Genomic DNA, 26,866 nt, shown 5'->3' with positions numbered 1-26,866 from the left:
GATAAGAAAATCCCTTGTTTCCATGGGGTTTTCTTTTTTATCTTGTGAAATTTTTTTAGAAAAACTTTGACAGTATTTGTCAAAAACGGTAAAATAGTAAGGTAAGAAGAAAGTTAGAAAGGCAAGAAGATGTCAACTTTAGATAAAAATCTTTTGCTAGAGATGTTCCGTAAGATGGAAGAAATCCGTCGTATGGACTTAAAAATTGCGCAATTAGTAAAGAAAGGGAAAGTGCCAGGAATGACGCACTTTTCTGTTGGAGAGGAAGCCGCTAACGTGGGGGCTATGTTGGCTCTCAATCCAGATGATCTAATCACCTCAAACCACCGTGGTCACGGGCAAGCTATTGCTAAAGGGATTGACCTAAATGGAATGATGGCTGAAATCCTTGGGAAATACACTGGAACCTGTAAAGGAAAAGGTGGTTCTATGCATATCGCTGACCTTGATGCTGGTAACCTCGGTGCCAATGGTATCGTAGGTGGTGGTATGGGAATCGCTGTCGGTGCAGCCCTCAGTCAGCAAATGCAAAATACCGGAAAAATCGTTGTCTGCTTCTTTGGAGATGGTGCGACCAACGAAGGTGTCTTCCACGAAGCAGTGAACATGGCTTCTATCTGGAATCTGCCAGTCATTTTCTACTGCATCAACAACGGCTATGGTATCTCTGCGGATATCAAGAAAATGACTAATGTGGAGCATATCTATCAACGTAGTGCTGCTTACGGAATTCCTGGAATGTTCATCGAAGATGGAAACAATGTCATCGACGTTTATGAAGGTTTTAAGAAAGCTGTAGACCATGTTCGTGGTGGCAATGGCCCAGTCTTGATTGAAAGTGTAACTTATCGCTGGCTTGGTCACTCATCATCTGACCCTGGTAAATATCGTACCCGTGAAGAAGTGGAATTGTGGAAACAAAAAGACCCAATCGAAAATCTTCGCAAGTACCTTATTGAAAATAACATTGCAAGTGCGGAAGAATTGGAAGAAATCCAAGCGCAAGTCAAGGAAGCAGTAGAAGCTTCTGTTAAATTTGCGGAAGAAAGTCCATTCCCACCGCTTGAATCAGCATTTGAAGATATTTACGCAGACTAAGGAGAAAGAGATAAAATGGAAACAAAAACAATGTCGTTCCGTGACACCATTATCCTTGCTATGTCTGAGGAAATGCGTCGCGATGAAAATGTGTTCTTGATGGGAGAAGACGTCGGTGTCTTCGGAGGAGACTTCGGTACTTCTGTCGGAATGCTTGAAGAATTTGGTCCAGAACGTGTTCGTGACTGTCCGATTTCTGAGGCTGCCATCTCGGGAGCAGCAGCAGGAGCAGCCATGACAGGACTTCGTCCAATCGTTGATATGACCTTCATGGACTTCTCGGTTATTGCCATGGACAATATCGTCAACCAAGCTGCTAAAACACGTTACATGTTTGGTGGTAAAGGTCAGGTTCCAATGACTGTTCGATGTGCAGCTGGTAATGGAGTTGGCTCTGCCGCACAGCACTCTCAATCACTAGAGTCTTGGTTCACACACATCCCTGGACTTAAGGTTGTAGCTCCAGGTACGCCTGCGGACATGAAAGGACTGCTCAAGTCTTCTATCCGTGATAATAACCCTGTTATCATTCTTGAGTACAAGTCAGAATTTAACCAAAAAGGGGAAGTTCCAGTTGATCCAGACTACACAATCCCACTTGGAGTTGGGGAAATCAAACGTGAAGGTACAGATGTAACAGTTGTTACTTACGGGAAAATGCTTCGCCGTGTGGTTCAAGCTGCTGAAGAATTAGCAGAAGAAGGAATTTCTGTTGAAATCGTGGATCCACGTACCCTCGTTCCGCTTGATAAGAATATTATCATTAACTCAGTGAAGAAGACTGGTAAGGTTGTTCTAGTCAACGATGCCCACAAAACAAGTGGCTATATCGGAGAGATTTCAGCTATTATTTCAGAATCAGAAGCATTTGATTATCTAGACGCACCAATCCGCCGTTGCGCAGGAGAAGATGTGCCAATGCCTTACGCGCAAAACCTAGAAAATGCAATGATACCAACAGTTGAAAGCATCAAAGATGCAATCCGTAAGACTTATAATAAAGAATAGAACTACATAATATAAGTTATGTAAACAAAATAAAACAGACGAGAAACTTTGTATCTTTTAGGTACAGAGCTCTCTGCGCGCTTAATATCATAAATAGAAATTGGAGAGGTCATGGCTGATGACAAGCTAAGAGCGACTCCTGCAGCTAGAAAGTTAGCGGATGATTTAGGGATCAACCTCTACGACGTTTCTGGCTCAGGTGCAAACGGTCGTGTCCACAAAGAAGACGTGGAAACTTATAAAGACACAAATGTGGTTCGCATTTCGCCACTTGCAAAACGAATTGCCCTCGAACATAACATTGCTTGGCAGGAAATCCAAGGAACAGGTCACCGTGGTAAGATCATGAAGAAGGACGTTTTGGCCTTACTTCCTGAAAATATCGAAAACGATACTATCAAGTCTCCTGCTCAGATTGAAAAAGTGGAAGAAGTTCCTGATAATATCACTCCTTATGGTGAAATTGAGCGTATTCCAATGACACCAATGCGTAAGGTTATCGCCCAACGTATGGTTGAATCATACCTAACTGCGCCAACCTTCACTCTCAACTATGAAGTTGATATGACTGAAATGTTGGCTCTTCGTAAGAAGGTTCTTGAGCCAATTATGGAAGCAACTGGGAAGAAGACTACTGTAACAGACCTTCTTTCACTTGCTGTTGTGAAAACCTTGATGAAACACCCTTACATCAATGCTTCATTGACAGAAGATGGCAAGACTATTATCACTCATAATTACGTCAACCTTGCCATGGCAGTTGGGATGGATAATGGATTGATGACACCTGTTGTTTACAATGCTGAAAAAATGAGCTTGTCAGAGTTGGTTGTAGCCTTCAAAGACGTCATTGGCCGTACCTTGGATGGTAAATTGGCTCCAAGCGAACTGCAAAATTCAACCTTCACAATCAGTAACTTGGGAATGTTTGGCGTTGAGTCCTTTGGTCCGATCATCAACCAACCAAACTCAGCTATTCTTGGTGTGAGCTCGACAATTGAGAAGCCAGTTGTCGTCAATGGTGAAATTGTGATTCGCCCTATCATGAGCCTAGGATTAACCATTGACCACCGTGTCGTAGATGGTATGGCTGGTGCTAAGTTTATGAAAGACTTGAAAGAATTGATTGAAAATCCAATCTCAATGTTGATTTAAGTACAAGAGTATTCATTTTTAAGATATAGATAAAGGAAGGAAGACATGGCCTTAGAAGTAATTATGCCAAAAGCCGGCGTGGATATGACAGAAGGACAAATCGTCCAATGGAATAAAAAAGTCGGAGAATTTGTAAAAGAAGGAGAAATCCTTTTGGAAATCATGACTGATAAAGTCAGCATGGAATTGGAAGCCGAAGAAGATGGGTACTTGATTGCTATCCTCAAAGGGGACGGTGAAACAGTCCCTGTAACGGAAGTTATCGGTTACCTTGGCGAAGAAGGGGAAAATATCCCAACAGCTGGAGCAGCAGCGCCAGAAGCTAGCCCTGTACCTACAGCAAGTGCTTCAAACGATGATGGTAAGAGCGATGATGCTTTTGATATCGTTGTGATTGGTGGAGGTCCTGCTGGTTATGTTGCAGCCATTAAAGCTGCCCAACTCGGTGGGAAGGTTGCCCTTGTTGAGAAATCTGAACTCGGTGGAACCTGCTTGAACCGTGGATGTATCCCAACTAAAACCTACCTTCACAACGCTGAAATCATCGAAAACATTGGCCATGCAGCAAACCGTGGTATCGTAATCGAAAATCCAAACTTCACTGTAGATATGGACAAACTACTTGAAACCAAGTCTAAGGTTGTCAATACTTTGGTTGGTGGAGTTGCTGGACTTCTTCGTAGCTACGGAGTTACTGTTCATAAGGGTATCGGTACTATTACTAAAGACAAGAATGTCTTGGTAAATGGTTCTGAATTGCTTGAAACCAAGAAAATCATCCTTGCTGGTGGTTCAAAAGTCAGCAAAATCAACGTTCCTGGTATGGAATCTTCACTTGTCATGACTAGTGACGACATTCTTGAAATGAACGAAGTTCCAGAAAACCTTGTTATCATCGGTGGTGGTGTTGTCGGTATCGAACTCGGTCAGGCCTTCATGACATTTGGTTCAAAAGTGACTGTTGTCGAAATGATGGACCGTATCGTCCCAGCTATGGACGCTGAAGTTTCTAAGAACCTTCGCTTGATCCTTGAGCGTAAAGGAATGACCATCTTAACTGACACTAAACTCCAAGAAATCATCGAGGAAAATGGTCAACTTCGTATCAAGGTTGAAGGAAAAGACGATATCATCGCAAGCAAAGCTCTCCTTTCAATCGGTCGTGTGCCAGACCTTGAAGGTATTGGCGAAGTTGAGTTTGAATTGGACCGTGGTCGTATCAAGGTCAACGAATACATGGAAACTTCTGTTTCAGGTATCTACGCACCAGGTGACATCAACGGTACTAAGATGTTGGCTCACGCTGCCTTCCGTATGGGTGAAGTTGCCGCTGAAAACGCCCTTAAAGGAAATCACGCTGTTGCCAAATTGAATCTGACTCCTGCAGCTATCTACACTCTTCCTGAAGTAGCAGCAGTAGGTTTGACTGAAGAACAAGCCCGTGAGAAATACGATGTTGCCATCGGTAAGTTCAACTTTGCTGCTAACGGTCGTGCTATTGCCTCAGATGCTGCTCAAGGTTTCGTAAAAGTCATTGCAGATAAGAAATATGGAGAAATCCTTGGTGTTCATATCATCGGTCCTGCAGCTGCAGAATTGATCAATGAAGCATCGAGCATTATCGAAATGGAAATCACTGTTGAAGAAATGTTGAAGACTATCCACGGACACCCAACCTACTCTGAAGTGATGTACGAAGCATTTGCGGATGTTTTAGGAATGGCTATCCATTCACCTAAGAAAAAATAAAAGAAAGATAGACTAGACTGGAAAATATCTTTCCAGTCTCTATCGTATAAAGGGATATCATGAAATACATTATCAATCATTCAAACGACACTGCCTTTAATATTGCCTTGGAAGAATACGCCTTTAAACACCTTTTGGATGAGGATCAAATCTTCCTACTTTGGATTAATAAGCCATCTATCATTGTTGGTCGTCACCAGAACACTATCGAAGAAATCAACCGTGATTATGTTCGAGAAAATGGTATTGAGGTGGTCCGCCGTATCAGTGGTGGTGGAGCTGTTTACCACGATTTAAATAACCTCAACTACACGATCATTTCAAAAGAAGATGAAAACAAGGCTTTTGACTTTAAGAGCTTCTCAACTCCAGTTATCAATACTTTGGCTCAACTTGGGGTTAAAGCTGAGTTCACAGGTCGTAATGATCTTGAGATTGATGGCAAGAAATTCTGTGGCAATGCCCAAGCCTATATCAATGGCCGTATCATGCACCACGGTTGCTTGCTCTTTGACGTTGATTTGTCAGTCCTCGCAAATGCCCTTAAGGTTTCAAAAGATAAATTTGAATCAAAAGGTGTGAAATCGGTTCGTGCTCGTGTGACCAATATTATCAATGAATTACCAGAAAAAATCACAGTCGAAGAATTCCGTGACTTACTCTTGGAATACATGAAAAAAGAGTATCCAGAGATGACAGAATACGTTTTTTCTGAGAAAGAATTGGCTGAAATTAATCACATCAAGGATACTAAGTTTGGTACTTGGGACTGGAACTATGGTAAATCACCTGAATTTAACGTCCGTCGTGGAACAAAATTCACCAGTGGTAAGATTGAAGTCTTTGCTAATGTTACTGAATCAAAAATCCAAGACATCAAGATTTATGGGGATTTCTTTGGTATTGAAGACGTTGCTGCAGTAGAAGATGTCCTTCGTGGAGTGAAATATGAACGCGAAGATGTCCTTAAAGCTCTAGAAACTATTGATATCACACGCTACTTCGCTGGTATTAGCCGTGAAGAAATCGCTGAAGCAGTAGTTGGATAAAAAGAAAAAAGAAGTTGGTTGTAGGACCATCTTCTTTTCTTGATATATATTTTACATAATTTATTTTATGTATTTTATAAACTATCCAAGGCATTTTTTTGTTCATCATTGACGATATGGGTATAGAGGTCAGTGACTTGTGTGCTGGCATGTCCTAGCTGGTGACTGACCAAAACTTGCGATTTAGTGGCATCATAGAGCCTAGTTGCTAGGGTATGTCGTAGTTTATGAGGTGTTACACGGACTTTGAAGTCCTCAGAATACTTAGCAACCATTTTTTCAACGCTGGAAGCATCGATACGATTTGGAACACCTCTATACAAGGTTAGAAAGAGGGCTGTATCTGTTTTTTCCGTCTTATAGCGTTGATTTCGAATGGCTAGATAATTTTCTAAATAAGGTTTTGCAAAGGCAGCGACATTGACAGAGTCACGTTTCCCCCCTTTTCGAGTGACATCGATAACCATCATTTTTAGATTGAGATCTCTTAGATCCAGATTAACAGCTTCAGATAAGCGGACACCAGACGCCAAGAGAAGGGCAATAATGGCCAAATCACGTTCTTTATTTTTGTTGAATGATGAGAGAGCGCGATTTGAAAGTTGTTGTGGATACTCTTGGTCAATATAAGTTAGAAAACCTTCTGTTTCATCACCTAAAAAGAGTTTTTGCTTGATGTTTTCAGCTCTGGCAGCAAGTGTTTCTTTCTTTTTTTTTGTTGAAACTTTCTTCATTACATTACGATAGAAATAAGGTTCCCCCTGATCGTTTTCAACCTCCTCGGTCAGATACTTGTAAAGACTAGAAAGTGCTGATAAGGTCCGATTTATAGTTGTCTGTGAGACTCCTTGCTTGGTTGTATTAGCATTCAGCAAAGGACGTTCACGTAGGTAAAGGATAAAGGATTCCATGTCTTTCTTAGACATATTTTCCAAGACATATAAAGAAATATCAGATATTTTATCGGCGTTTGAGATACCAGACTCTAAAACCCAGCTGAAAAATCGATCATATTCCTTGAGGTATTCGTACAAGGTTGTAAAACTATAGGGGACAGCAAGCTTAGATTGGTAGTATTCAAGAACGTACCAGGGCATGATTTGTTTTAGTTTGTCGATTCGTTCCAGTAAAATCTCACGTTTCATGTATTTTCTCCATAAATAAGTCTACTAGTAGTATAGCATAGACTCATATATTTTTCAAGAAAATTATAGTTTTTCGGAAAGATGTTACATGAGTTTTTTTAAAGTGCAAAAAATAAAGAGTATAACCAAAAAAATTTTTAAGCCAATTATATTCAATTCTGAATTATTTTATCCTGTTTCGGTTTGTTATATGTGATATAATATAGATAGAGAGAGTGCTAATTTATGAAGCACCTTTCAGGAAATGTAAAATATGTTAAGGAAAAATAATATCCAAAAATGAAAAATAAGCTTTTTAAAGACATTCCTGATCAAAGAAAAATTCAATCTCAAAGAGGACTTAAACGCATCAATGAGTCAATATTTGATGAGTATATAAAACAGAATAATTATTTTAATGCTATTAATGGTTTTGAAACACTTTTTTTGAGTGATAAAGAATCTAAAATTTACCATAAAAATATTTCTTTTAATGATTTTAGACGAGTGTATAATCTAGATAAGCAAATTTCTAAGGAATTATATAAGCAACTAGCTTTAGTTGAATTAGCACTTAGTTCTAGTATTTCTTATCATTTAAGTAAGTCTTATTTTGGTAATTTTAATACAATTACTTCAAATTTAAACACTTTCTACCTTGATATTAATCATTATTCTATTCCTAATCAAAATTCTGGTCCAGCACATTTAGTTAATTATTTTTATAACTATGATATTCAAAAACATGAAGTATACAATAGCCATAAATTTTTTAAAAAATATGTCCAGAAAGACGTTTTTGCGCATAATGTCGATTTCACTGGTACTTGTACTTATCATAGTAGATTAGGTAATCAGATATTATTTTTTGATGGAGAATTTAGAGGAAAATTTAGAGGTGTCGAAAAAAACAGATTCAAAGGAAAATTTGTAGTTGATTCAGCACAGTCTTCAGCTTTGCAAAACTTGTCTAATAATCAACAATTAACAAATTTTAGAATGAACGGATGCACTGGAGACTTTATTAGTTTAAGTTACAGCGATTACTGCAAATTTAAGTACCCATATGTAGCAAAATATGAATATCCACCTATATGGGTAGTTATTAACACTTTGATGCTAAATGATTTGATTGTACTATTTTTAGGTCTAGACTCTACTATTCAAAATAATATTATGAAAGATTTAGGTTTTGTAGGGAGTCCATCTTCTAAGAAAGAAGAGTTTATAAATTATCTTGAAATAATGAGAGAAGCTAGACATTGTGTTGCACACTATGGTCTAATTTCTCGAATTCGAACTCCTGAAAATTTGATCCTAAATACTAATTTAGTTCGTCGCCTAAAACTGAAACCTAAAATTAATAATTCTAATGATTTAAAGAAAATTGCTTTATTTGATATATTGAAAGTACTAAACGAGGTTACCTTATTCGATGTTAGAAGAATCAGAAAAATATTTTTAATATATTTTTTGAAAAATATTATTCAGTTAAAATGGAAAATTAACAAAAATTTTCTAAAAAGAGTGCAATAAAAGTGTTGACAATATTATACGATACTGATATAATGTTCATATAATTGAATTGCCGAGACGGCGTGAGTGCCTTAGTGATGGGTACTCTAAATGAAGCTCCAAATTTATTGGGGCTTTTTTGTATTCAACCAGCGTATATACTGGGAGATCTGATTGAGGGCTGTTAATTATTATTAACTGCATCAGAGTAATCCTTTATAGCTTCTATAGCTTCAAAAACCATCATATACATTGTCTCTGAGGCTGCGAAGGGTTTGAACCATTCTTGATTTATTCTTGCGACTATTTCAGCTTCCTCACATCTGAACAAAAGTGTATTTTCGTACATTACACTCTTGGCATTGGCTACTAATTGATTTAAAGTATCGTTAATCATCTCTAGTAATAATTCCGAAAAATCTGCCTTCTAATTATACCATCAATAAAATATAAATATAAAGCATGCTCTTACGCAAGATACGCTCATATTTTTAAAATGTACAATTGAACAACCACTTCTTCTGAGACTGCTAGAGTAAAAAATGTACAAATCAATTCCTTAGATTAGATGATATTATGTACTATAAAACATACAAAATAACACTCTAAAATAATGTACAAAACAAAAATAAAGTACACTGCTTAATGAGTGTACTTTATCCTTCTAATTCAGTTTTATCAATGGTTTAGCTCTAGTTTAGTCAATTGTACATAAACTTTTAGTTTTCTAAAAAATTTTTTTTGGAACAAAAATAGCATAAAAGGGAGGATTTTTGTACATTACGCATCTAAGCTACTGAATCAAAAAATGTACTTTATCCAGCCTTAAAATAAAGTACATTTCGATTATAAAGTACATTTTTCAAAGAGTGTACATTACCCCTTAAACTCACTCGTATCAAGGGTTTATCCACTGTCTAGGGAAAAGTACAAAAATTTCAAGTTTTTGTGTAAAACAGAGCTAAGTCTTTGGAGTTATTATTATGAATCATTAGCTAGTGCTTTTTCTAGCTTCCAAATACTAAACCAGAATGAAATAGTCAGCAGAATAAGGAAAATAAAAAAGAAGATTATCAGTAACGAAACTTCTGTTCATTCTACATAACTGAAGAGCTATATAAGGAGCTATGAGACACAAAATACATTGTATAATTGCTATTGTTTTCTTTTTCATAATTTTAATCTTACTGTACAGATTTGATACAGTAAACTCCTTTCTAGCTTTATGCTTTTCATTTCTAACTTGATTATAGTCTTATTTTTACCAAAGTTCAATTACTTGTATGTGAAATATCTTATCTGTAAAAAATAACCGATCTCATTGTTGAGAATCGGTTTTCTAATATATTTAATTAAGAAATTTATTTTTACATAACATAAATTATGTAAAAACTCCTACAACAACAAATCTTTGACTTTCCCAATTTCACTTTTTGGAATAACTAGGTGAATCATATCTCCGAGATACATTCTGGTTGAACCGTTAACAGTTTGGCTCTTGCCATTATGGACTTGAGTTGTGATGAGGATATTATGTGGTAAGTTGAGTTCGTGTACTTGTTTTCCAGCGATTTTGTCTGATACAGGAATTTCAATGAGGGTGACTTCTCCTTCATCTGTCGCTTCTTCTGGCAGAATTTTTTCCAACATAGCCTCATAGACTGGTGCACCCTTGAGTAAATCCATGATGATGTAGGCAACTAGGGTCACAAGTCCGAGTGGCATGAGATTGCGAATATCTCCTACCATCTCAGTTACGAGTATCATAGCAGTTAAGGGAGCCTTGGATATTGCTCCAAAATAGCCACTCATTCCCAGAATGACAAATATAGGGAATTGCTCCTGACTGACAAGTCCAAGATTGACACAAATAACACCAACTAGGGCTCCAAGTAAGGAACCAAGCGCTAAAATTGGTAGGAAAATTCCTCCTGGAAGGCCACTTCCATAACTAATCATGCTCCAAATAAAACGAATCAAAAAGTAAACTAATAGAACTTGGAAACTAAAATCTTGCTCAGTTAGGGAAAGAACCAGCTGATTTCCACCACCAAGGATTTGGGGTAAGAAAATTCCCACTGGTATGATGAGAATGAAGGCCAAAATTGGATAATAAGCTCTATCCAAACGGATTTTTTGACCAAGCCAATCATAAACTCGACCAACATTGAGCACAGCTTTCTCATAGAGAAAACCAGATAGTCCAAGAAAAACTCCCATAAGGAGGTAAATCCAATACTGATCTAGGGTCATGAGAGGGATATTATCAGGCATGTCTAGCACTGGCGTTAGGCCAAATATGAGTAGTGAGACAAAGTTTGCTACGAGACTAGCTGCGAGAGTAGAAACCCAGAAAAAGCGAGAAAAATGATGGTAGACTTCTTCTACTACAAAGAGAAGCCCTGCAATCGGTGCATTAAAGGCTGCAGCTAGACCAGCGGCAGCTCCACTCGCAATCAGGGAACGTTCCTCTACTGGACTGGATTTGAGCCATTTGGCAATTCCTTTACCACCGACTGCTCCAAGTTGAATACTTGGTCCTTCACGCCCCAGCATGAGGCCACTTGCAATAGCAAGAATTCCTAGAATATATTTTTTCCAAAGAACTCCCCACCAGTTGAGAGTCATCAATCCCTTTAATTCGGCTTCGACTTGAGGAATTCCTGAGCCTTTGATATCTTTTTCTGATCGAGTTAATTTCGCACTGAGCCAGCAGATGAGTAAGTAAAATAAAACCAGTACAAAAAGATTGCGCACTAGGTGCGCTTGATCTTGATAAAGTCCTTGTATCAGGTGGAATCCTTTTTCAATTAAGAAACGAAAGGATCCAACGATAATTCCAACAATGAGACCAACAATGATTCCTCGTCCAACTTGGGATAATATAGTACTTGAGGCAAAGGCAAATTCTTTCTTGGAACTGAGTGTTTCTGACTGTTCCTCCATAATCATTCCTTCTAACTTAACTTTCTTTTTCTCCTGAAACCAGTGTTTTGACTGGTTCAAAACTGGTTCGGTGAATTGGGGTGACACCTAATTTTTCCAGTCCTTCTAGGTGTTTAGCTGTTCCATAGCCTGCATTAGCTGTAAAATCATATCCAGGATATTGCTGATCATATTCTTTCATCAATTCATCCCGTGTCACCTTGGCCACTATAGATGCAGCTGCGATGGAGAGGGAGTTAGCATCTCCTTTGATAATGGAGGTTTGTGAAATTGGTAACTCCAGTTTCATGGCATCTATCAAGAGGTGCTCAGGTTGCGGATTGAGCTGGGAGATTGCTTCTTTCATGGCTAGTTTGGTTGCTTCATAGATATTGACTTGGTCGATGATTTGATTATCCATGATTCCAATGCCGATTGCTAAGGCTTGGTCTTGAACAGCATGATAAATTTCCAGATGTTTCTTTTTGGGGATTTTTTTACTATCGTTGAGGCCTTTAATCTTACAATTTTTAGGTAAAATAACAGCTGCAGCGACTACGGGTCCAGCCAGAGGACCACGGCCGACCTCATCAACACCTGCTATTAAGGTCACTCCTTGCTTGTAAAGCTCTTTTTCATAGGAAAGCATGGATTCCAAACGAAGGTCCTCATCCAGTTCAGCCTGTATGGCTTTTTTACGCTTGCTGATTTCCTTTTGAACCCCAGAACGAGGATCTTTTTCGAATTCCAGAAAAAGAGGAGTGTCTAAGTCTTTGACAGTAGCCAGAACTTCTCTGATTTCTTTAATCGTCGTCATCGATGTCGTCCAATGTATCTAAGGTGTAGTTACCGAGTTTTCCATCACGGACTTCCTTGACGAAGAGGCTGTAAAAGCGGTCGTAGTCGTCTCGGAAACCAAGGGCACGAGTCATATCCATGATGATAACAGGTGCTTCTTCTTCTATCTTCATTTGTTTGAAGCGTTCAGCTAGCTTTTCTGGATAATGTTTTTTGAAATAATTGAGACCAAAAATGGTCACTTCATCCATTGGGAGTAGTTGATCTTTAATGGCTCCTGTTAGGGCTAGTTTCAAAGCTACGGTTTCGTCTTCGAACTTAGGCCAGAGAATCCCTGGTGTGTCTAAAATTTCAAGGTCTTTGTTGGTTTTGAGCCACTGTTGCCCCTTGGTCACACCTGGTTTATTGCCGACAACTGCAATCTTTTTCCCAGCCAAACGGTTCATGAGAGTTGACTTACCGGCATTTGGAATTCCGATAATCATGGTCCGCAAGGTTTCGATCTTGATACCTCGTTCTTTCTGGCGTGCAATCTTATCAGCCATGAGCTTTTTAGCAGCATCAGTAACAACTTTTACAGTTACTTGCTCTTTGGAGTTGATAGCCAGAGTTTGGATTCCCTGTGATTCAAAATACTGACGCCATTCTTTGGTCATTGCGGGGTCAGCCAGATCTGCCTTATTCAAAATCAAAAGCTTTGGTTTATCCCCAACAATCTTGGTTAACATAGGATTTTGACTAGATAAAGGTAGTCGAGCATCCACCAAAATCGTCACAAAATCAACAAACTTAAGATTCTCCTGAACTTGCCGCCGAGCCTTAGACATGTGGCCCGGAAACCATTGAATAGTAGCCATAATATTTTCCCCTTCCGACTAAAAAAACGTAATAAAACGTTTTCTTTCTCACCATCTATTCTATCATAAATTAGGTGCTTTTGCACAGGCTTTTATTTGTAATAGCTACTTTATAAAGGAAGGCTGATTTCAAATCTACTTAATTTATATATTAACTTTATATAAAATTCTAAGACTTATATATTTAGTTTTAGATGAGTATTCGAGATAAAAATGGGACTATGCAATTTGTCAGAATTCCTTCTATCCAGCTTTCTTGTGCTGAGGATAGAATGTCTGTCTGGAGGCTTTCTTTTAGAAAATCTCGAACTTGTTCTGGTGAGATTTCAAATTCAAAAGCTTTCATTTTATAGAAAAAGTCGATGAGATGATCGGACAGATACTCGGATGAAAAGGGTACTTCACCACTTTTTCGATATTCTAATAAGAGCCTAGAAAATCGGGCTTTTTCTTCAGGAAGCTCACGAAAATAGGAATTGAGGAGCCAGTTCTGCTTCTGCTTTCTTTCAATTGGATCCTGACTCGCAATTAGTTTGTCTTTTTCCAGCTCTTTTTGGAATTGTTTAGCCTTGATAACCCGTTCTGTTCGATTTTTACCAAAAAGTATTTTCTCCCACTTGCGTTCTTCTTGGGTAAGAGTTTCTGTAAAGCCAAAGTAATCCTGATAAGCACGCTCTGCTGGTCCCATGGCTAGGACCAGATTGTCTGCATATTGCTTGGCGATTTTATCTCTTTTCTTACGCTCCTTCTCTGCCTGGATACGTAGTTCTTGTTCGTAGTCGATTTTTTCCTTTCCTAGCTTGACAAGGTAGAGTTGGTCATCTGGTTTTCCTAGTAAAAAGGGTTTGATACACTTTTCAAGAACTTCTTCCATGCGAGCCTTTTTCTTTGGCTCAGCCTTGGTCCAACTGCCTCCCTGAAAGACTTCTAGGAAGAGTTGGTAGTCTCTCTCAGGTGTGAATTGATTCCCACGATTAGGTTTGAAAACACCTTTTTCCCAGAGCCATTTTAGAAGGCGCTCGTCAAAGTCACTTTTATTGACCTTTATTTTTTCCTTTTTCTGGGCTTTTCTGGTCAGATTTTCAACCTTTCTGAGTAGTTTTTCTTCCTCTTCCAGTTGCTGGTCAAGAGACAATCGATGAAAATGCCGAACACAGTCGCTACCAATCGGAAAGAGGCGTTGACCTGTGATACCGTTAAAGAGTTCGTAAGCATATTTGATAGCATTTCCACAGACACAATTGCTACGGCCGATACCGTTAAAAATCAAGGAAACTTCATTCCATTCCTTGGTAGCTTGTTCCCAAGTATCAGCTTTTGAAGCCTGTAAAACCGCATCATGCAGGGATTTTCTAACTGGAAGTGTCATGAGGTCTCCTTTCTAGATTATACTTTTACAACTTGAACCTCGTCTTTACCGAGTAAAATTAAGTATTTGTCAATATTTTCAATCGAATAGGCTCGAGATAAAGCCTCTCCGTATAGGGCTAACTGACCACGATAACGGTCTATGAGTTGACTTGGCTCATCATAGCGGTCTGTCTTGTAGTCGAACAGAACAATTTTGTCTTCGTGAAGAATATAGCCATCAAGGATACCACGGACAACAAAGTCTTCCTGACTCTTTTGGTCTCGTTTAAGCATGGAGAAGGGTTGCTCGCGATAGAGATGGTCGGTATTAGCAAGAATTTCCTGACCGAGAGCTGTGTCAAAGAATGCAAGAATTTTAGCAAGATTGATCTTGTCTCTAACAGCTGGACTAGTTTGAACTTGTTTGAGAGTTTCTGTCAGGCTAGCAAGTGTTGGTCGCTGACTGAGGTCAATTCTCTGCATGAGTTCGTGGGTAGCACTACCAATCTCAGCTCCTGTTACCTTTTCTTTGGTTGAAAAATCTGGTAAATCAAAGCTAAATTTCTTGTCTACGGACTGACCTTGACCAGAAATTTCGACACCTTCCATATCCATAACAGGTTCATAAAATTTCTTGATTTGGCTTGGAGTTTGAACACTAGGCAGTTTAATGGCTGCGCGGTGAAGAGTATTATAGACTTCCACTTCTTTCAGCATTTCAAGGGCTTCTTTGATGGTCTCTGATTGGCGATTGTCTGCTTGGGAGCTATCTTGGAGAGGACTCTTGTTTTCCAACTCTCCGATAGCTTCTCTGGTCAGCTGATCTTCACCAACAAAACGATAGCTAAAGTTGAGATGATCCTTGGCAAACACTTTGCTGATAGCCCAAAGCCAATCTTGGAAATTCTTGGCTTGAAGTCCAGTATTGCTATTTAGTTTTCCATTTTTAGCTGCTGGATATTCCTTGGCTTCCAACTTTTCGCGAGAACCCTTGCCGACAAGATAGAGCTTTTTCTCAGCCCTCGTCATGGCAACATACAGCAGACGCATTTGCTCAGAATAGCTTGCCAGCTGTAATTCTTCTTCGTTCTGTCTATAGGTCAGACTAGGAATGGAGAGTTTGATGGTTTTAGGATAGTGTTCTTCTACTGCTCCTGTCTTCATTTTGGCAATATATTTGACACCAAGCCCATTTTTACGGCTGAGAATGACTTCTGACATAGAGTCTTGCTTGTTGAAATCTTGATCCATGTTGAGGATAAAGACGTAAGGAAACTCCAGCCCTTTACTCTTGTGGATGGTCATGAGCTCTACTGCATCTTTTGGCGGTGCGACTGCCACGCTTGCCAAATCGTGCTGGGCTTCTAAAACCTGATCAATCATACGAATAAAACGAGACAAGCCTTTGAACTTGCTCTTTTCAAATTGATCAGCACGCAGTGCTAGGGCATAGAGATTGGCCTGTCTAGCAGGACCATTTGGCAAAGCTCCCACATAATCATAATAAAAACGGTCGTTGTAAATCTTCCAAATCAGGTCATAGAGGGAGTGGGTTTTGGCATACAGGCGCCAAGAAGCTAGGACATCCATGAATTGGTTTAGTTTCTCAGCTAGAGCTGTGTGAATCAATCCTTTTTGGCTGCTTGTCAGTTTTTGAGCATTGATCAGTTTCTCATATAGATTTTCTTGGACTTTATCCTCTGCTTTCTGAAGGGACAAACGTGCTAACTCATCCTCATCAAAACCAAACATTGGAGACTTCATAAGGGCAACCAAGGCATAGTCTTGCAGGGGATTGTGAATGACACGAAGGGTGTCCAGCATGACTTGCACTTCTAGGGATTGGAGATAATTGTTTTGCTCACCGTCAGTTTTGACAGGAATTCCGTACTCAGACAGGGCGAGGAGAATCTGGTCATTACGACTGCGACTGGAGGTCAGAAGGGCAATTTCTTTAAAGGCAACACCTTGTTCCTGATGAAGTTTCAGAATCTTCTTGATAACTAAGCGCATTTCGCCTGTTAGTTTCGTTTCTGCCTGACCCTCTTCTTCATCACTTGTGTCGTCCTTATCGTAGAGGAGAAATTCTGCCTTGTTGTCTGGATTGGGAGTCAGTTTGGTATTGGCAAAGACAAGCTGGTGCATGTTATCATAGTTGATTTCTCCGACTTCTTGGTCCATAAGACGTTCAAAAACATCATTGGTTGCTGATAGCACTTCTGAACTACTACGGAAATTTTCTTTGAGCAAAATCAGCTTGCCTTCGTGTGGATTTTGCGCATAGCGTTGGAATTTCTCATTGAAAATCTGCGGGTCTGCTTGACGGAAACGATAGATGGACTGCTTGATATCTCCCACCATAAAGCGATTGTGACCATTAGACAGCAATTCCAACATCCGTTCTTGAATATGGTTGGTATCCTGATACTCATCGACCATGACTTCGTGGAAACGCTCCTGATAAGCCTGACGAACTTGCGGGAATTTCTCTAAAATCTCAATGGTGTAATGGCTGATATCAGCGAATTCAAAGGCGTTTTCCTGGCACTTACGTTCACGATAGACATCTACAAAATCACTCATGAAGGCTTGGAAAGTCTTAGCTAGTTCCCAGGAGTCTTCATGATAACGTTCTTGATAGTCGAGAATGGTTATCTGGTCTGACAGTTGTCCTAGTTTAGCAAACTGGGACTTTCTTTCTTCGTTGTAGGCATCAGCCAGTGGCTTCAAATCAGCCTTACGACTGGCATTAGTCAGGGCCCGACCGTTTTTCTCTTTTGAAATTGCGACAACACGCGCAAGCACTGCTTGATAAGCCTGCCTATCGGACTCTTGATTTAAGGAGCCAATTTCATCCAGAATCAACTGAACATTTTCTAAATAAGCAGCCTTTGGAAACTCCTTGGCATCATTATCCAGATGATAACGGAAGAAACTTTCCAAATCCCAAAGGGCTTGCTGGATTTGCTCAGTCAGTCTTTCTTTTTCACTAGTAAAATCAGCTTTTCCAAAGCCTTTGAGGAAAGATTCACTCAGCCATTTCTGAGGATTGCTGGTGGATTGGAGGAAGTCATAAATTTTATAGACTTGCTGTCGCAGCCCTCGTTCATCTTTTCCACGTCCAGCAAAATTTTTCAGCAAATGACTAAAGGTCTCTTTCTGTTTTCCTTGGTAATGCGCTTCAAAGACCTCATGGAAGACTTCGTTTTTTAGAAGGAGTTGCTCGCTCTGGTTTTGTAAAATACGGAAATTAGGCGCAATATCAATTAGATAACCATGTTTGCCAAGGAATTTTTGTGTGAAAGAGTCCATAGTTCCGATAGCAGCGTTGGGTAGGTCTGCCAACTGGCGGCCTAAGTGTTGTTTGAGCTCGACACCATCCGTCTCTTGGATTTGTTGGCTGATTTTTTTCTCCAAACGTTCCTTAAGCTCAGTCGCAGCCTTAACGGTAAAGGTTGAGATAAAGAGTTGAGAAATTTCGACACCGCGCGCCAATTGGTCCAGAATACGCTCGGCCATGACAAAAGTCTTCCCAGAACCAGCCGACGCTGAAACAAGGATATTTTGACCAGAAGTGTAGATGGCTTCAATTTGCTCGGCAGTTTTCTTCTGTTCCTTGCTCGAATGCGCTTCTGCATCTTGCAGTTTTTGAATTTCCTCCTCAGTTAAAAAGGGAATGGGCTTCATCGATTCAACTCCTCTCTTATTTTTTCAAACCAAGCTTGCTTGAGTTTTTCTCCAACCAGCCGCTTACCGTCAGCCAAGTCCAACTTTTCTAGGAAACGGGCTTGACCCAAGTGATAATTGGCTTCAAATCCGGTGATGGCTTGGTGTTGCTGAACATACGGTGCAATACTTCTGCCATTTTCAGTATAAGGGTTAATGGCGAACTGACCTTCTAAAATTTTCTCAGCTGCTTTCTTGTAAAGATGGGCATTGTAGTCCAGCAGGAGCTGGAATTCCTCATCTGTCAGCTGATTGGCCTTATTTTTATTGTAAAATTCACCCAAATGACTGCTTTCTTTTTCTAAAAAGAGGCCTTGGTATTTCATTGATTTGCTAGCTTCTACTACTGCACCTGCCAGACTTTTAACGGCCATCAGAGATTGGACGGGTTCAGCCATTTCCAAGTACATGGCGCCGAAAAAGTTCTGCTCCCCTTCTCTTTTTAGGGCAGCTAGATAGGTTGGCAACTGGGAATTGAGCCCATTAAAGAAATGAGGAAACTGGAACTGAGTTAGACTCGACTTGTAGTCTACTACTCCTATCGCTCCATCAGCTTTCAAACGGTCAATCCGATCCACCTTGCCTCGTACAAAGACACTGCGCCCATTGTCCAACTGAATAAAGGCTTGCTCTTTCCCACCGAAATTCGCTTCCTCTTTGATTGTTTCGATGGCTGGATTGTGGCGGAGAATTTGTCCAGTCGTCCGTGCAACATCAAGTAGAACTTCCTTGGTAAACTGAGCTTCCAAACTTTCTTGATAAATGGCCTCAAATTCTCGTTCCTGACTGGTTTCTTGGATAGCTTGTTCTAGACGTTTGTCAAAGGAATCTTCATCAGGCAACTGCAAGGCACGTTCAAAAATGCGGTGTAAGAAATTCCCATGACTACGAGCATCTGGACGCAGGCGCAATTCCTCCTGCAAGCCTAACACGTAGCGGAGGAAATAACTGTATTCATTGCGGTAAAACTCCGTCAAACCAGAGGTAGACAGGTAAAATTCCTGTTCAGCAGGATAGAGAGCCTGTAAGGTGTCCTTTGCTAAGGGTTTACTGCTTGGGCTGGTTGGGAGGGCTGGATTTTCCAGACCTTGCTGTTCTAGTTTTTTACCCATGACACGCGCTAGAACTTTAATAAATGTCAAATCTTGCTCAGTCTCACTCATCTCGCCCTGCTGGTGATAGGCAACCAGACTGGACAAAAGGCTGTGATATGAACCTATATCTTCTTTGCTAAGATTTTTATGGCTCATTCTCTTTTCTCTTCGACTAAATCCAAAACTCACCAGCTCTTGAAGATAAGCTGACTCCTTGCTTTCACTTTCATTAAAAAGGCTTGGAGATGACAGAATCAACTGCTTACGCGCAGAATTGACCAAGGAAAGCATAGTGTAGCGATTTTTCTTGAGGTTTTCACTGCTGGCAATCAGCAATTGCGCCCCCTCTTTTGTCGCTTGGTTTAAACTCTGTTTTTCTTCATCTGTCAATAGACTGGTGTTTTGCGCTATTTTTGGCAAATTGTCCTGAGTCAGTCCAATGGCATAGACAAAGTCAGCTGTAAGAGGTGCGATCAAATCGTAGCTCTGCACCAGAACGGTATCTACGGTTGCTGGAATAGTACGGTACTGAGATAGGCTCATCCCAGAATGAAGCAAGGCTAGGAAGTCCTCCAGATTAACCTGTGAACCAGCAAAAACAGTCGCAAATTGTTCTAAAACATGACAGAAAGCCTTCCAAACTTCGGCTTGTCTTTCCTGTTCTATAGCTTCCATAGTGGCTGTCAAATCTTGTAACTGCTTGGTCACAGCTCCTTCTTTTAGAAAAGAATTCCACTTTTGCAAGAGATTTTCAGTCTTCTGTTTTCGACTGGCAAAGAGAGTTTCAAGAGGCTCTAAAATTCTCAGACGAAGAGCATTTAAACGTTCCAGATTAAATTTTCCATGGTGGGATTTGGTAAAGGTTTGCTGAAAGGCTTGCAAGCCATTGATACCAAGATAACGGATATATTGCTCAAAAGCATCAATATCAGCCTGACTAAGGTCGGTATACAAACCTGTTCTGAGAAGGTTAATCAAATCCTCCTGACGAAAACGGTAGCGTTTCAAAGCTAAAATAGATTCGACAAACTGTGTCAAGGGGTGGTGCGCCATGGATTCGCTTCTACCAAGATAGAAAGGAATCTGATACTGATCAAAAATGGTTTTCAGCGATAACTGGTAAGAAGCTACATCCCCTAAGAGAATACGAAAATGCTTGTAGCTCAGGTTTGAGTTCTCATGCAATTTCTGACGAATGTTGCGGGCTACTAGCTCCAACTCCTCCTTTTGCGTCAAGCAAGACCAGATTTGTAAGTTATCATGGTCCTTCTCATCGACATCCAATGTTAATTCTGAAAAGTCATAAGAAGACTCCAGCAAACGAGAGGCCTTGTCAAAACTATCCATCTTTTCATGAGTTTGAGAACAATCCAGAGCAGGAGTTTGGTATTTAGAGGCTAGATGATGGAGAAACTCCACACTGGCTTGGTAGAGATTGCCTTCAGCGAATGGACTGGTATAGGCTTTCTTACTAGCATAGGCTCCAATGACAATCTCAACACCCTTACCATGAAGTAGGTCCACAATTCGCTCTTCCTCAGCAGAAAAACGAGTAAATCCATCAATAATCAAGGCGTTTTGACTAAAATCACTACTAACTTTGTTATTCTCAATAGCTTCAATCAAATGGGACAACTGACTTCCCTGAGCTAACTGCCCTTGATTGAGATATGCCGTTACTTTCTCAAAAATCAAGAGTAAGTCTGCTCGCTTGTCCTCATCCGTCAAACTCTCCAAGTCCAAAAAACTCATTTGAGCAGTCGTCATCTCGTGATAAAGCTCAATCAACTGCTGGATAAACTGAGGATCCTGCTTGATGGCTCCGTATACTCGTAAGTCTTTGGGATCAAGTTCGGCAAGGCATTTGTAAAAGGCCATCCCAAGACCAATGTCATCTAGACTGGTCTTGGCAGGCAAGTCATTCAAGATCAGGTAACGAGCCATCTGCGCAAAGCGCGTGACGGTAATCGCAAAAGAAGCCTGCTGGGACAAGCATTCCAGCACGGCGCGTTCCTTTTCAAAAGAAAGAGAGTTGGGAGCGATGTAGAAGACCCGCTTGCCAGCAGCAACTAGCTCTTCCGCCTCTCTGGTTAGAATTTCAGTCAAAGAAGTCCGAATATCAGTATAAAGTAATTTCATCTCTGCCTCGTTAGAATTTTTCATTACCTTTTATTATACCATGATTAGTCACCCAAGTCTGAAAATAATCAGTTCTTGCTCACCTGTTGAAAAGAAAATGCCGGAAAGTTCCGACATTGTTTTAGTAAGCTAACTTCCTGAAAATAGGAGTAACCATACATCCCAGAAGGCAGTGATATTGATGAAAATATGAACTAGTATTGGATAGTAGAGACTTTTTGTCATGCGATACAATAGAGCAAAAATAAGCCCTCCACTAGCATAAATGAAAAAAGCAAGAGGAGTTAAAGCAAAATTGATATGAATATAACCGAAAATAATAGCAGAAAGCAAGACATCTCCGTACCAAGGTGAGTTTTTGAAAAAGGTTGTCATAAGCACACCGCGATAAATCAATTCCTCAGAAATAGGGCCGATGAAGCAAACTATGAGCAAGAAATAGGGTAATTCCTGTCGCCCCATCATTTCTATCGTTTCATTCAAAGAAATTTGATTCGAAGACGAGGGTATGAAATAAGACAAGAGGAAGTCCGACATATACAAAATAATGTAGCCCAGTAAAAGGTAGATAAAGTACCTCAACTGCCACTTGAAATGAAAAGTTTTCTTTCCTGCAAAAACTAGTAGGTAGATGACCGCTAATAAAAGAACTCCACTCTCCATCAAAAGAAGAATCTGAAAAAATTCACGACTTGCTGGAAGATAGGGCTTTGCGAGATAATTGAAAAGCCTCCAAAACCAAGTTGATTTGTAAAAAATTAAGGACAATGCTAGTAAAATCTGAATAATCCGTTTTTTCATCTTAAATTATCTGTTTTCCTTGACTAGATTATTGAATATTAACTGTATAACAAGTTTAGTATAGCATATATTGGCGAAATATCCTCTTCAAGTCATGAATTATTATCAAAACATCTTAAACTGTAAAATCAATTAGCCCCAAGCTTCCTGTCAATTTCTTCTCCAAAATATGCTATAATAATACCAAAAGATAAAGAAGGAAGACCTATGATTAAACTACTAGCCTTGGATATGGACGGAACCCTCCTCAATGAAGCCAAGGAAATTCCACAAGCTCACATTACTGCTATTCACCAAGCTATTGAAAAAGGTGTCAAACTGGTACTTTGTACGGGTCGCCCCCTTTTCGGTGTTCTCCCCTACTATCAAAAACTGGGGCTTGATCTCCAGAATGAGTATGTGATTGTTAACAACGGTTGTTCAACTCACCAGACAAGTGACTGGGGACTAGTTGACTGGCAAGAACTTAGTCCAGCTGATATCGAATACCTCTATGACCTAGCAGAAAAAAGCGATGTCCAGTTGACCCTTTTTGATGAGGAACATTATTTTGTCCTCGGTGGCAAGCCCAATCAAGTCATCCAAAATGATGCCGACCTAGTCTTTTCAGACCTGACTGAAATTTCCCTCGAGGAAGCGACTAGTGGCAAGTACCGCATGTTCCAAGGTATGTTTTTGGGAACAAAAGAACAAACAGACGATTTTGAGAATCGTTTTGCTGGGGAGCTCTGCCAACGATTTAGTGGAGTTCGTTCACAGCCTGTCATTTATGAAGCCATGCCACTTGGAACAACAAAGGCTACCGCTCTTTCTCGACTAGCAGAGATTTTGAAGATTGATTCCTCAGAAATCATGGCCATGGGCGATGCTAATAACGATATCGAAATGCTCCAGTTTGCAGGACTTGGTGTTGCAATGGGAAATGCCAGCGATTATGTCAAATCCCTAGCTGATGACGTTACAGCCAGCAACGAAGAAGACGGCGTTGCGCGTGCGATTGAGAAATATATTTTATAATTAAGAAGCCCAGTTCGTGTCAACTGGGTTTTGATATTTAAGAATTCTTAAAACTTTAGAAACTCTTTAGAAATCCTTGAGCTTTCTTTGATTTCTATGCTTTATACTAAAGTTATCAAAATCAATTAAAAGGAGAGAATCATGAAAACAGTACTCGACATTCATGGATTGTCCAAAAAATTTGACAAACAAGCTATTCTTCAGGATCTTCATCTAACGATAAGAGAGGGAGATATTTATGGACTTATTGGGAAAAACGGAGCTGGGAAAACCACCTTGATAAAAATCATTACGCAACTACTATTTGCGAATAAAGGGACTGTTTCCCTCTTCTCTAGCCAAACGGAAAATGAGTGGACCAAGGCTCTATCTCGAGTAGGTTCAGTAATCGAATCACCTGTAGCTCATAATCACTTAACAGCCTATCAAAATCTGAAGTATTATTGTATGATTAGACATATTCCAAATGATGATCAAGTCATTCGAGAAACACTGGACTATGTCGGTTTGCCAGATACAGGTAAAAAAGTTTTTCGTGATTTTTCGCTAGGAATGAAGCAAAGACTTGGCATCGCCATTGCCCTCCTATCCAAACCAGACTTCCTAATCTTAGATGAACCTATCAACGGTCTCGACCCAATCGGTATCAAAGAATTTCGACTAATGATTCAACGGCTCAATCAAGAAAAAGGAATAACCATTCTCATCTCTAGCCATATCTTGTCAGAACTCTATCTCGTAGCAAATCGTTTTGGTATTTTAGATCAAGGTAAGATTATCCGTGAAATCAGTAAAGCTGAATTTGAAACACTAAGTGAGGATTATATTGTCCTTAAGACAGCTGATCAAGAGAAAGCTTGTCAAGTATTGAAAGAACAAATCCAGCTCCAGTTCAAGGTTGTTAATCCTGAAAACGAAATTCACATCTTTGGTCAGGAACAAGATGTCAAACAGATTCTCAAGGAATTAACCTTGGCAGATGTTGACATTGACGAGATTTACTACGCCCGTCAAAACCTAGAAGAATACTTCACTCAATTGGTCGAATAGGAGGAAAATCATGATACATACCATTCAAGCAGACTTTTACCGTCTTTTCCGTTCCAAAGGTTTTTGGATTACAGAGTTCATTCTCTTTGCTCTCATGCTAATGGGAGCAAGTATAGGAGCTACGGGTCATCTGATGGCAATCCAGACAGAAGAACCAGAAATTCCAACCCAAGGTTGGAATGGTGTACAAGCCCTAATCAACGCATCTAGTCAAGGCTCAAACCTCGTTTTTCTCTGCATCATCCTAGCCTGCCTCGTTCTTGGAGTTGATTTAATCGGCAAACTCTATAAAAATAATTTAACAGTGGGTGTTTCTCGTACCGAGTTTTTCCTTGCCAAAGCCTTTGTATTGACTTGTATTGCACTTTTGCAAGTGATCATCTGTCTTGTGATTGCCTTTATTCCAGCAACTATTCTAAACGGCCTTGGTACGATACCCGATGGCTTTATTGGAAATCTACTGATAACCATTTTCCTTCAATTATTTTGCCTCCTTGCTTGGCTTTCCATTGTTTCCTTTATTCTCTATGTGAGTCATTCTTATCTTGCAGTATTTATTGGTTATTTTGTAAGCTCTATCTTACTTTCTATGCCAATGCTCATTTTTCCAAATATCAAAATTTTGCCATATTTATCATTGCAGTTTTTCTATGCTATGACTGCTAATAGTGAATCCATTTTCTATACACTTATAGTTACCTTAGCTGTTATTGTAATCTTTAATCTAAGTGGATTGGCAGTTTTTAAAAAGAAAAGTCTATAAAAAACGACCTCCTCTAGCCTACAGAGGAGGTTTCTTTCGTTAAAAGTAAATAAAAACCGACAACCATTGTCCATCTGTGCTTAGTTTCATCTCTGCACCGAGAAGATGACATAATTCTTCAGTGATATAAAGGCCTAAACCAGAGGATTCTTCAGTGTCTGATAGATTTTCAGAATAAAAACGGTTGCTGAGATTTTCTATTTTTTTGATGGGCTGTTTAACAAGGTTTGCAATCTCTAAGACAAGCTGTTCCTTTTCCTTTCTCAAAGATAGTCGCGCTTCTTCCTTGCCATGTTTGAGGACATTCCCAAGCAAATTTTGTAAAATTCGATCCAGCAAGTCTTCATCAGTCCTCATTTTCAGACCAGTTTCAACCTTAAAATCAAGCGTGATATTTGCCGCCTGAAAAACATCATAATAAGCCAGAGTCTTCTTGGTAATAAAAGCTGAAAAATCCACTTCTTCAAGTTTTGGTTTGACAGCTCCTTCCATCAAACGACGGTATTCTAGGAGAGCCTCTAAACGTTTGGAGACTAAATCAAGATGCTGGGCGATTTTTTGTAAGGTTTCTGCTTTGTTTTCAGGAGTTTTTATCAATTGTTGGGTGTAGCCTGACGCGATAGTCAAAGGTGTCCGAATATCATGAGCGATATTGCTGATGGCCATATCCAGAGTCTGCTTTTCCCTTTTCATCACCAACCGAGATTGTTCCACTTCTTGAAATAGATTTTCAATCTGCTGGTAGAGCTGTAAAAAATGTTTGGAAAAAATGCTGACTCCGACTCTTTTCATACTACCTGTGAGAATCTTGTCTTCAATCTGTTGACTCAAGTTTTTAAGTGCTAGATGGTAGCGAATCAATGCAATCGATAAAATAATTAGGAGTACTAGTAGGACAAAAATTATCATGTAGGTCATTGCTTGTCTCCTTTTAATCTTACCCCAACGCCCCAGATGGTTTCAATATATTCTTGATTTGGGTCAAGCTGGTTTAATTTTTTACGAAGATTACTCAAATGCGTATTGAGGGTATTATCTCCAGGTAGGTAGCTATCCTCCCAGACCAATTCATAAAGTTCTTCCTTGGTAAAAATTTTCTTAGGATGTTTAAGGAGAGTTTGGAGGATCAAGCATTCTTTTTTGGCAAGGCGAATCGTTTCCTGGCTATTTTTGATTTCAAAACTTTCTGTATCAAACTGAATATTTTTCAAGTTTTGTGGCAGATTTTCAGTTTTTCCTATTTCCATAAGCTGTTTTTCTGCACTTTGGCGTAATTGAACAGTGACTCTAGCAAAGACTTCATCCAAATCAAAAGGTTTCACTATGTAATCATTGGCACCGTCTAAGAGGTATTGACTGATTAACTTCTTATCACTCAAAGCCGTTAGCATAATGACTGGAATTTGACTTTGTTCCCTGATAGCTTTTAAAACCTGATCCCCATTTTTCCCAGGAAGCATGATATCTAGCAAAACGAGGTCAATCTCACCTTGGTCAAAACGCATGATTCCTTCAGTTCCTGAAAAGGCTTGAATCACCTCATGCTCCTCAGTAAGAAGTGTTCGCAAAATCTCTTGAATGTCACTATTGTCTTCAATAACCAATATCCTAGCCATAAACACCAACCTTTCTGCAACTATTATAGCAT

General features: G+C 39.7%; 20 protein-coding genes. 9 read left to right on the top strand and 11 right to left on the bottom strand.

All coding sequences use genetic code 11. From position 1 onward, the window contains the following. Nucleotides 1–129: 129 nt before the first annotated feature. The 5 genes from B7703_RS08635 (at nucleotide 130) to B7703_RS08615 (ending at nucleotide 6,059) form a co-directional block, all read left to right on the top strand. Entirely contained in the window at nucleotides 130–1,098 is a 969-nt protein-coding gene (locus B7703_RS08635) for a thiamine pyrophosphate-dependent dehydrogenase E1 component subunit alpha (RefSeq protein WP_084924452.1), read from the top strand. A gap of 15 nt (nucleotides 1,099–1,113) precedes the next feature. Then, complete coding sequence (locus B7703_RS08630) at nucleotides 1,114–2,106, top strand: alpha-ketoacid dehydrogenase subunit beta (protein WP_033686949.1); 993 nt, start codon at nucleotides 1,114–1,116, stop codon at nucleotides 2,104–2,106. A gap of 111 nt (nucleotides 2,107–2,217) precedes the next feature. Further along, nucleotides 2,218–3,261 (top strand): dihydrolipoamide acetyltransferase, encoded by a 1,044-nt coding sequence (locus B7703_RS08625; protein ID WP_084924450.1) that lies wholly within the window; start codon nucleotides 2,218–2,220, stop codon nucleotides 3,259–3,261. A gap of 45 nt (nucleotides 3,262–3,306) precedes the next feature. Further along, a complete protein-coding gene (gene lpdA / locus B7703_RS08620) occupies nucleotides 3,307–5,010 on the top strand; it encodes a dihydrolipoyl dehydrogenase (RefSeq protein ID WP_084924449.1) in 1,704 nt (567 codons plus the stop codon). 59 nt (nucleotides 5,011–5,069) lie between these two features. Continuing rightward, a complete protein-coding gene (locus B7703_RS08615; RefSeq protein WP_049515227.1) occupies nucleotides 5,070–6,059 on the top strand; it encodes a lipoate--protein ligase in 990 nt (329 codons plus the stop codon). A 74-nt stretch (nucleotides 6,060–6,133) separates the two neighbouring features. Here the strand turns inward: B7703_RS08615 and xerS are convergent, their stop codons facing one another. Further along, nucleotides 6,134–7,204: a tyrosine recombinase XerS gene (xerS, locus tag B7703_RS08610; RefSeq protein WP_045611546.1), complete on the bottom strand. Its 1,071-nt coding sequence runs from the start codon at nucleotides 7,202–7,204 to the stop codon at nucleotides 6,134–6,136. A 279-nt stretch (nucleotides 7,205–7,483) separates the two neighbouring features. Between xerS and B7703_RS08605 the strand changes: the two genes are divergently transcribed. Next, the gene (locus B7703_RS08605; protein WP_084924447.1) at nucleotides 7,484–8,719 is read left to right on the top strand and encodes an Abi family protein; all 1,236 of its coding nucleotides are present in this window, start codon (nucleotides 7,484–7,486) and stop codon (nucleotides 8,717–8,719) included. A gap of 163 nt (nucleotides 8,720–8,882) precedes the next feature. On the opposite strand, the gene B7703_RS08600 is transcribed toward B7703_RS08605, so the two are convergent. The 8 genes from B7703_RS08600 to B7703_RS08560 form a co-directional block, all read right to left on the bottom strand. Next, nucleotides 8,883–9,095 (bottom strand): hypothetical protein, encoded by a 213-nt coding sequence (locus tag B7703_RS08600; RefSeq protein ID WP_225902443.1) that lies wholly within the window; start codon nucleotides 9,093–9,095, stop codon nucleotides 8,883–8,885. Nucleotides 9,096–10,093: 998 nt separating this feature from the next. Next, a complete protein-coding gene (locus B7703_RS08590) occupies nucleotides 10,094–11,644 on the bottom strand; it encodes a ClC family H(+)/Cl(-) exchange transporter (RefSeq protein WP_084924445.1) in 1,551 nt (516 codons plus the stop codon). A 16-nt stretch (nucleotides 11,645–11,660) separates the two neighbouring features. Continuing rightward, nucleotides 11,661–12,440 (bottom strand): ribonuclease HII, encoded by a 780-nt coding sequence (locus B7703_RS08585; protein WP_084924444.1) that lies wholly within the window; start codon nucleotides 12,438–12,440, stop codon nucleotides 11,661–11,663. After that, nucleotides 12,427–13,278 (bottom strand): ribosome biogenesis GTPase YlqF, encoded by an 852-nt coding sequence (gene ylqF, locus B7703_RS08580; RefSeq protein ID WP_000201310.1) that lies wholly within the window; start codon nucleotides 13,276–13,278, stop codon nucleotides 12,427–12,429. Before ylqF ends, B7703_RS08585 begins: the two co-directional genes overlap by 14 nt. Nucleotides 13,279–13,468: 190 nt before the next feature. After that, on the bottom strand, nucleotides 13,469–14,647 hold the full coding sequence (locus B7703_RS08575) for a hypothetical protein (protein WP_084924442.1): 1,179 nt from the start codon (nucleotides 14,645–14,647) through the stop codon (nucleotides 13,469–13,471). 17 nt (nucleotides 14,648–14,664) lie between these two features. Next, a complete protein-coding gene (gene addA, locus B7703_RS08570; protein ID WP_084924440.1) occupies nucleotides 14,665–18,315 on the bottom strand; it encodes a helicase-exonuclease AddAB subunit AddA in 3,651 nt (1,216 codons plus the stop codon). Continuing rightward, nucleotides 18,312–21,587 carry an ATP-dependent nuclease subunit B gene (gene rexB / locus B7703_RS08565; RefSeq protein ID WP_084924624.1) on the bottom strand — a complete coding sequence of 1,092 codons (3,276 nt, stop codon included), beginning with the start codon at nucleotides 21,585–21,587 and terminating at the stop codon, nucleotides 18,312–18,314. Before rexB ends, addA begins: the two co-directional genes overlap by 4 nt. Before the next feature lie 129 nt (nucleotides 21,588–21,716). Beyond that, a complete protein-coding gene (locus B7703_RS08560; protein ID WP_084924439.1) occupies nucleotides 21,717–22,388 on the bottom strand; it encodes a CPBP family intramembrane glutamic endopeptidase in 672 nt (223 codons plus the stop codon). 207 nt (nucleotides 22,389–22,595) lie between these two features. Between B7703_RS08560 and B7703_RS08555 the strand changes: the two genes are divergently transcribed. The 3 genes from B7703_RS08555 (at nucleotide 22,596) to B7703_RS08545 (ending at nucleotide 25,218) form a co-directional block, all read left to right on the top strand. Next, a complete protein-coding gene (locus B7703_RS08555) occupies nucleotides 22,596–23,405 on the top strand; it encodes a Cof-type HAD-IIB family hydrolase (RefSeq protein WP_084924438.1) in 810 nt (269 codons plus the stop codon). Nucleotides 23,406–23,546: 141 nt separating this feature from the next. Beyond that, nucleotides 23,547–24,455 (top strand): ABC transporter ATP-binding protein, encoded by a 909-nt coding sequence (locus B7703_RS08550; protein ID WP_084924436.1) that lies wholly within the window; start codon nucleotides 23,547–23,549, stop codon nucleotides 24,453–24,455. Between the two features lie 10 nt (nucleotides 24,456–24,465). Then, nucleotides 24,466–25,218 carry an ABC transporter permease gene (locus B7703_RS08545; RefSeq protein ID WP_049487177.1) on the top strand — a complete coding sequence of 251 codons (753 nt, stop codon included), beginning with the start codon at nucleotides 24,466–24,468 and terminating at the stop codon, nucleotides 25,216–25,218. A 39-nt stretch (nucleotides 25,219–25,257) separates the two neighbouring features. Here B7703_RS08545 and B7703_RS08540 read toward each other — a convergent pair whose 3' ends face one another. Both B7703_RS08540 and B7703_RS08535 read right to left on the bottom strand, forming a co-directional pair. Beyond that, complete coding sequence (locus B7703_RS08540) at nucleotides 25,258–26,136, bottom strand: sensor histidine kinase (RefSeq protein WP_084924435.1); 879 nt, start codon at nucleotides 26,134–26,136, stop codon at nucleotides 25,258–25,260. Next, the gene (locus B7703_RS08535) at nucleotides 26,133–26,834 is read right to left on the bottom strand and encodes a response regulator transcription factor (protein ID WP_084924433.1); all 702 of its coding nucleotides are present in this window, start codon (nucleotides 26,832–26,834) and stop codon (nucleotides 26,133–26,135) included. Before B7703_RS08535 ends, B7703_RS08540 begins: the two co-directional genes overlap by 4 nt. Between the last annotated feature and the right edge of the window lie 32 nt (nucleotides 26,835–26,866).

This window comes from Streptococcus mitis, assembly GCF_002096735.1.
In the GTDB taxonomy this organism is placed as follows: Bacteria; Bacillota; Bacilli; order Lactobacillales; family Streptococcaceae; genus Streptococcus; species Streptococcus mitis_CZ.
This window is presented reverse-complemented; position numbering and strand designations above follow the sequence as displayed.

What these genes read in the sequence shown, in the direction of transcription:
- B7703_RS08635 (WP_084924452.1), top strand. Translation starts at nt 130, where the DNA reads ATGTCAACTTTAGATAAAAATCTTTTGCTAGAGATGTTCCGTAAGATG.
- B7703_RS08630 (WP_033686949.1), top strand. Translation starts at nt 1,114, where the DNA reads ATGGAAACAAAAACAATGTCGTTCCGTGACACCATTATCCTTGCTATG.
- B7703_RS08625 (WP_084924450.1), top strand. Translation starts at nt 2,218, where the DNA reads ATGGCTGATGACAAGCTAAGAGCGACTCCTGCAGCTAGAAAGTTAGCG.
- lpdA (WP_084924449.1), top strand. Translation starts at nt 3,307, where the DNA reads ATGGCCTTAGAAGTAATTATGCCAAAAGCCGGCGTGGATATGACAGAA.
- B7703_RS08615 (WP_049515227.1), top strand. Translation starts at nt 5,070, where the DNA reads ATGAAATACATTATCAATCATTCAAACGACACTGCCTTTAATATTGCC.
- xerS (WP_045611546.1), bottom strand. Translation starts at nt 7,204, where the DNA reads ATGAAACGTGAGATTTTACTGGAACGAATCGACAAACTAAAACAAATC.
- B7703_RS08605 (WP_084924447.1), top strand. Translation starts at nt 7,484, where the DNA reads ATGAAAAATAAGCTTTTTAAAGACATTCCTGATCAAAGAAAAATTCAA.
- B7703_RS08600 (WP_225902443.1), bottom strand. Translation starts at nt 9,095, where the DNA reads ATGATTAACGATACTTTAAATCAATTAGTAGCCAATGCCAAGAGTGTA.
- B7703_RS08590 (WP_084924445.1), bottom strand. Translation starts at nt 11,644, where the DNA reads ATGGAGGAACAGTCAGAAACACTCAGTTCCAAGAAAGAATTTGCCTTT.
- B7703_RS08585 (WP_084924444.1), bottom strand. Translation starts at nt 12,440, where the DNA reads ATGACGACGATTAAAGAAATCAGAGAAGTTCTGGCTACTGTCAAAGAC.
- ylqF (WP_000201310.1), bottom strand. Translation starts at nt 13,278, where the DNA reads ATGGCTACTATTCAATGGTTTCCGGGCCACATGTCTAAGGCTCGGCGG.
- B7703_RS08575 (WP_084924442.1), bottom strand. Translation starts at nt 14,647, where the DNA reads ATGACACTTCCAGTTAGAAAATCCCTGCATGATGCGGTTTTACAGGCT.
- addA (WP_084924440.1), bottom strand. Translation starts at nt 18,315, where the DNA reads ATGAAGCCCATTCCCTTTTTAACTGAGGAGGAAATTCAAAAACTGCAA.
- rexB (WP_084924624.1), bottom strand. Translation starts at nt 21,587, where the DNA reads ATGAAATTACTTTATACTGATATTCGGACTTCTTTGACTGAAATTCTA.
- B7703_RS08560 (WP_084924439.1), bottom strand. Translation starts at nt 22,388, where the DNA reads ATGAAAAAACGGATTATTCAGATTTTACTAGCATTGTCCTTAATTTTT.
- B7703_RS08555 (WP_084924438.1), top strand. Translation starts at nt 22,596, where the DNA reads ATGATTAAACTACTAGCCTTGGATATGGACGGAACCCTCCTCAATGAA.
- B7703_RS08550 (WP_084924436.1), top strand. Translation starts at nt 23,547, where the DNA reads ATGAAAACAGTACTCGACATTCATGGATTGTCCAAAAAATTTGACAAA.
- B7703_RS08545 (WP_049487177.1), top strand. Translation starts at nt 24,466, where the DNA reads ATGATACATACCATTCAAGCAGACTTTTACCGTCTTTTCCGTTCCAAA.
- B7703_RS08540 (WP_084924435.1), bottom strand. Translation starts at nt 26,136, where the DNA reads ATGACCTACATGATAATTTTTGTCCTACTAGTACTCCTAATTATTTTA.
- B7703_RS08535 (WP_084924433.1), bottom strand. Translation starts at nt 26,834, where the DNA reads ATGGCTAGGATATTGGTTATTGAAGACAATAGTGACATTCAAGAGATT.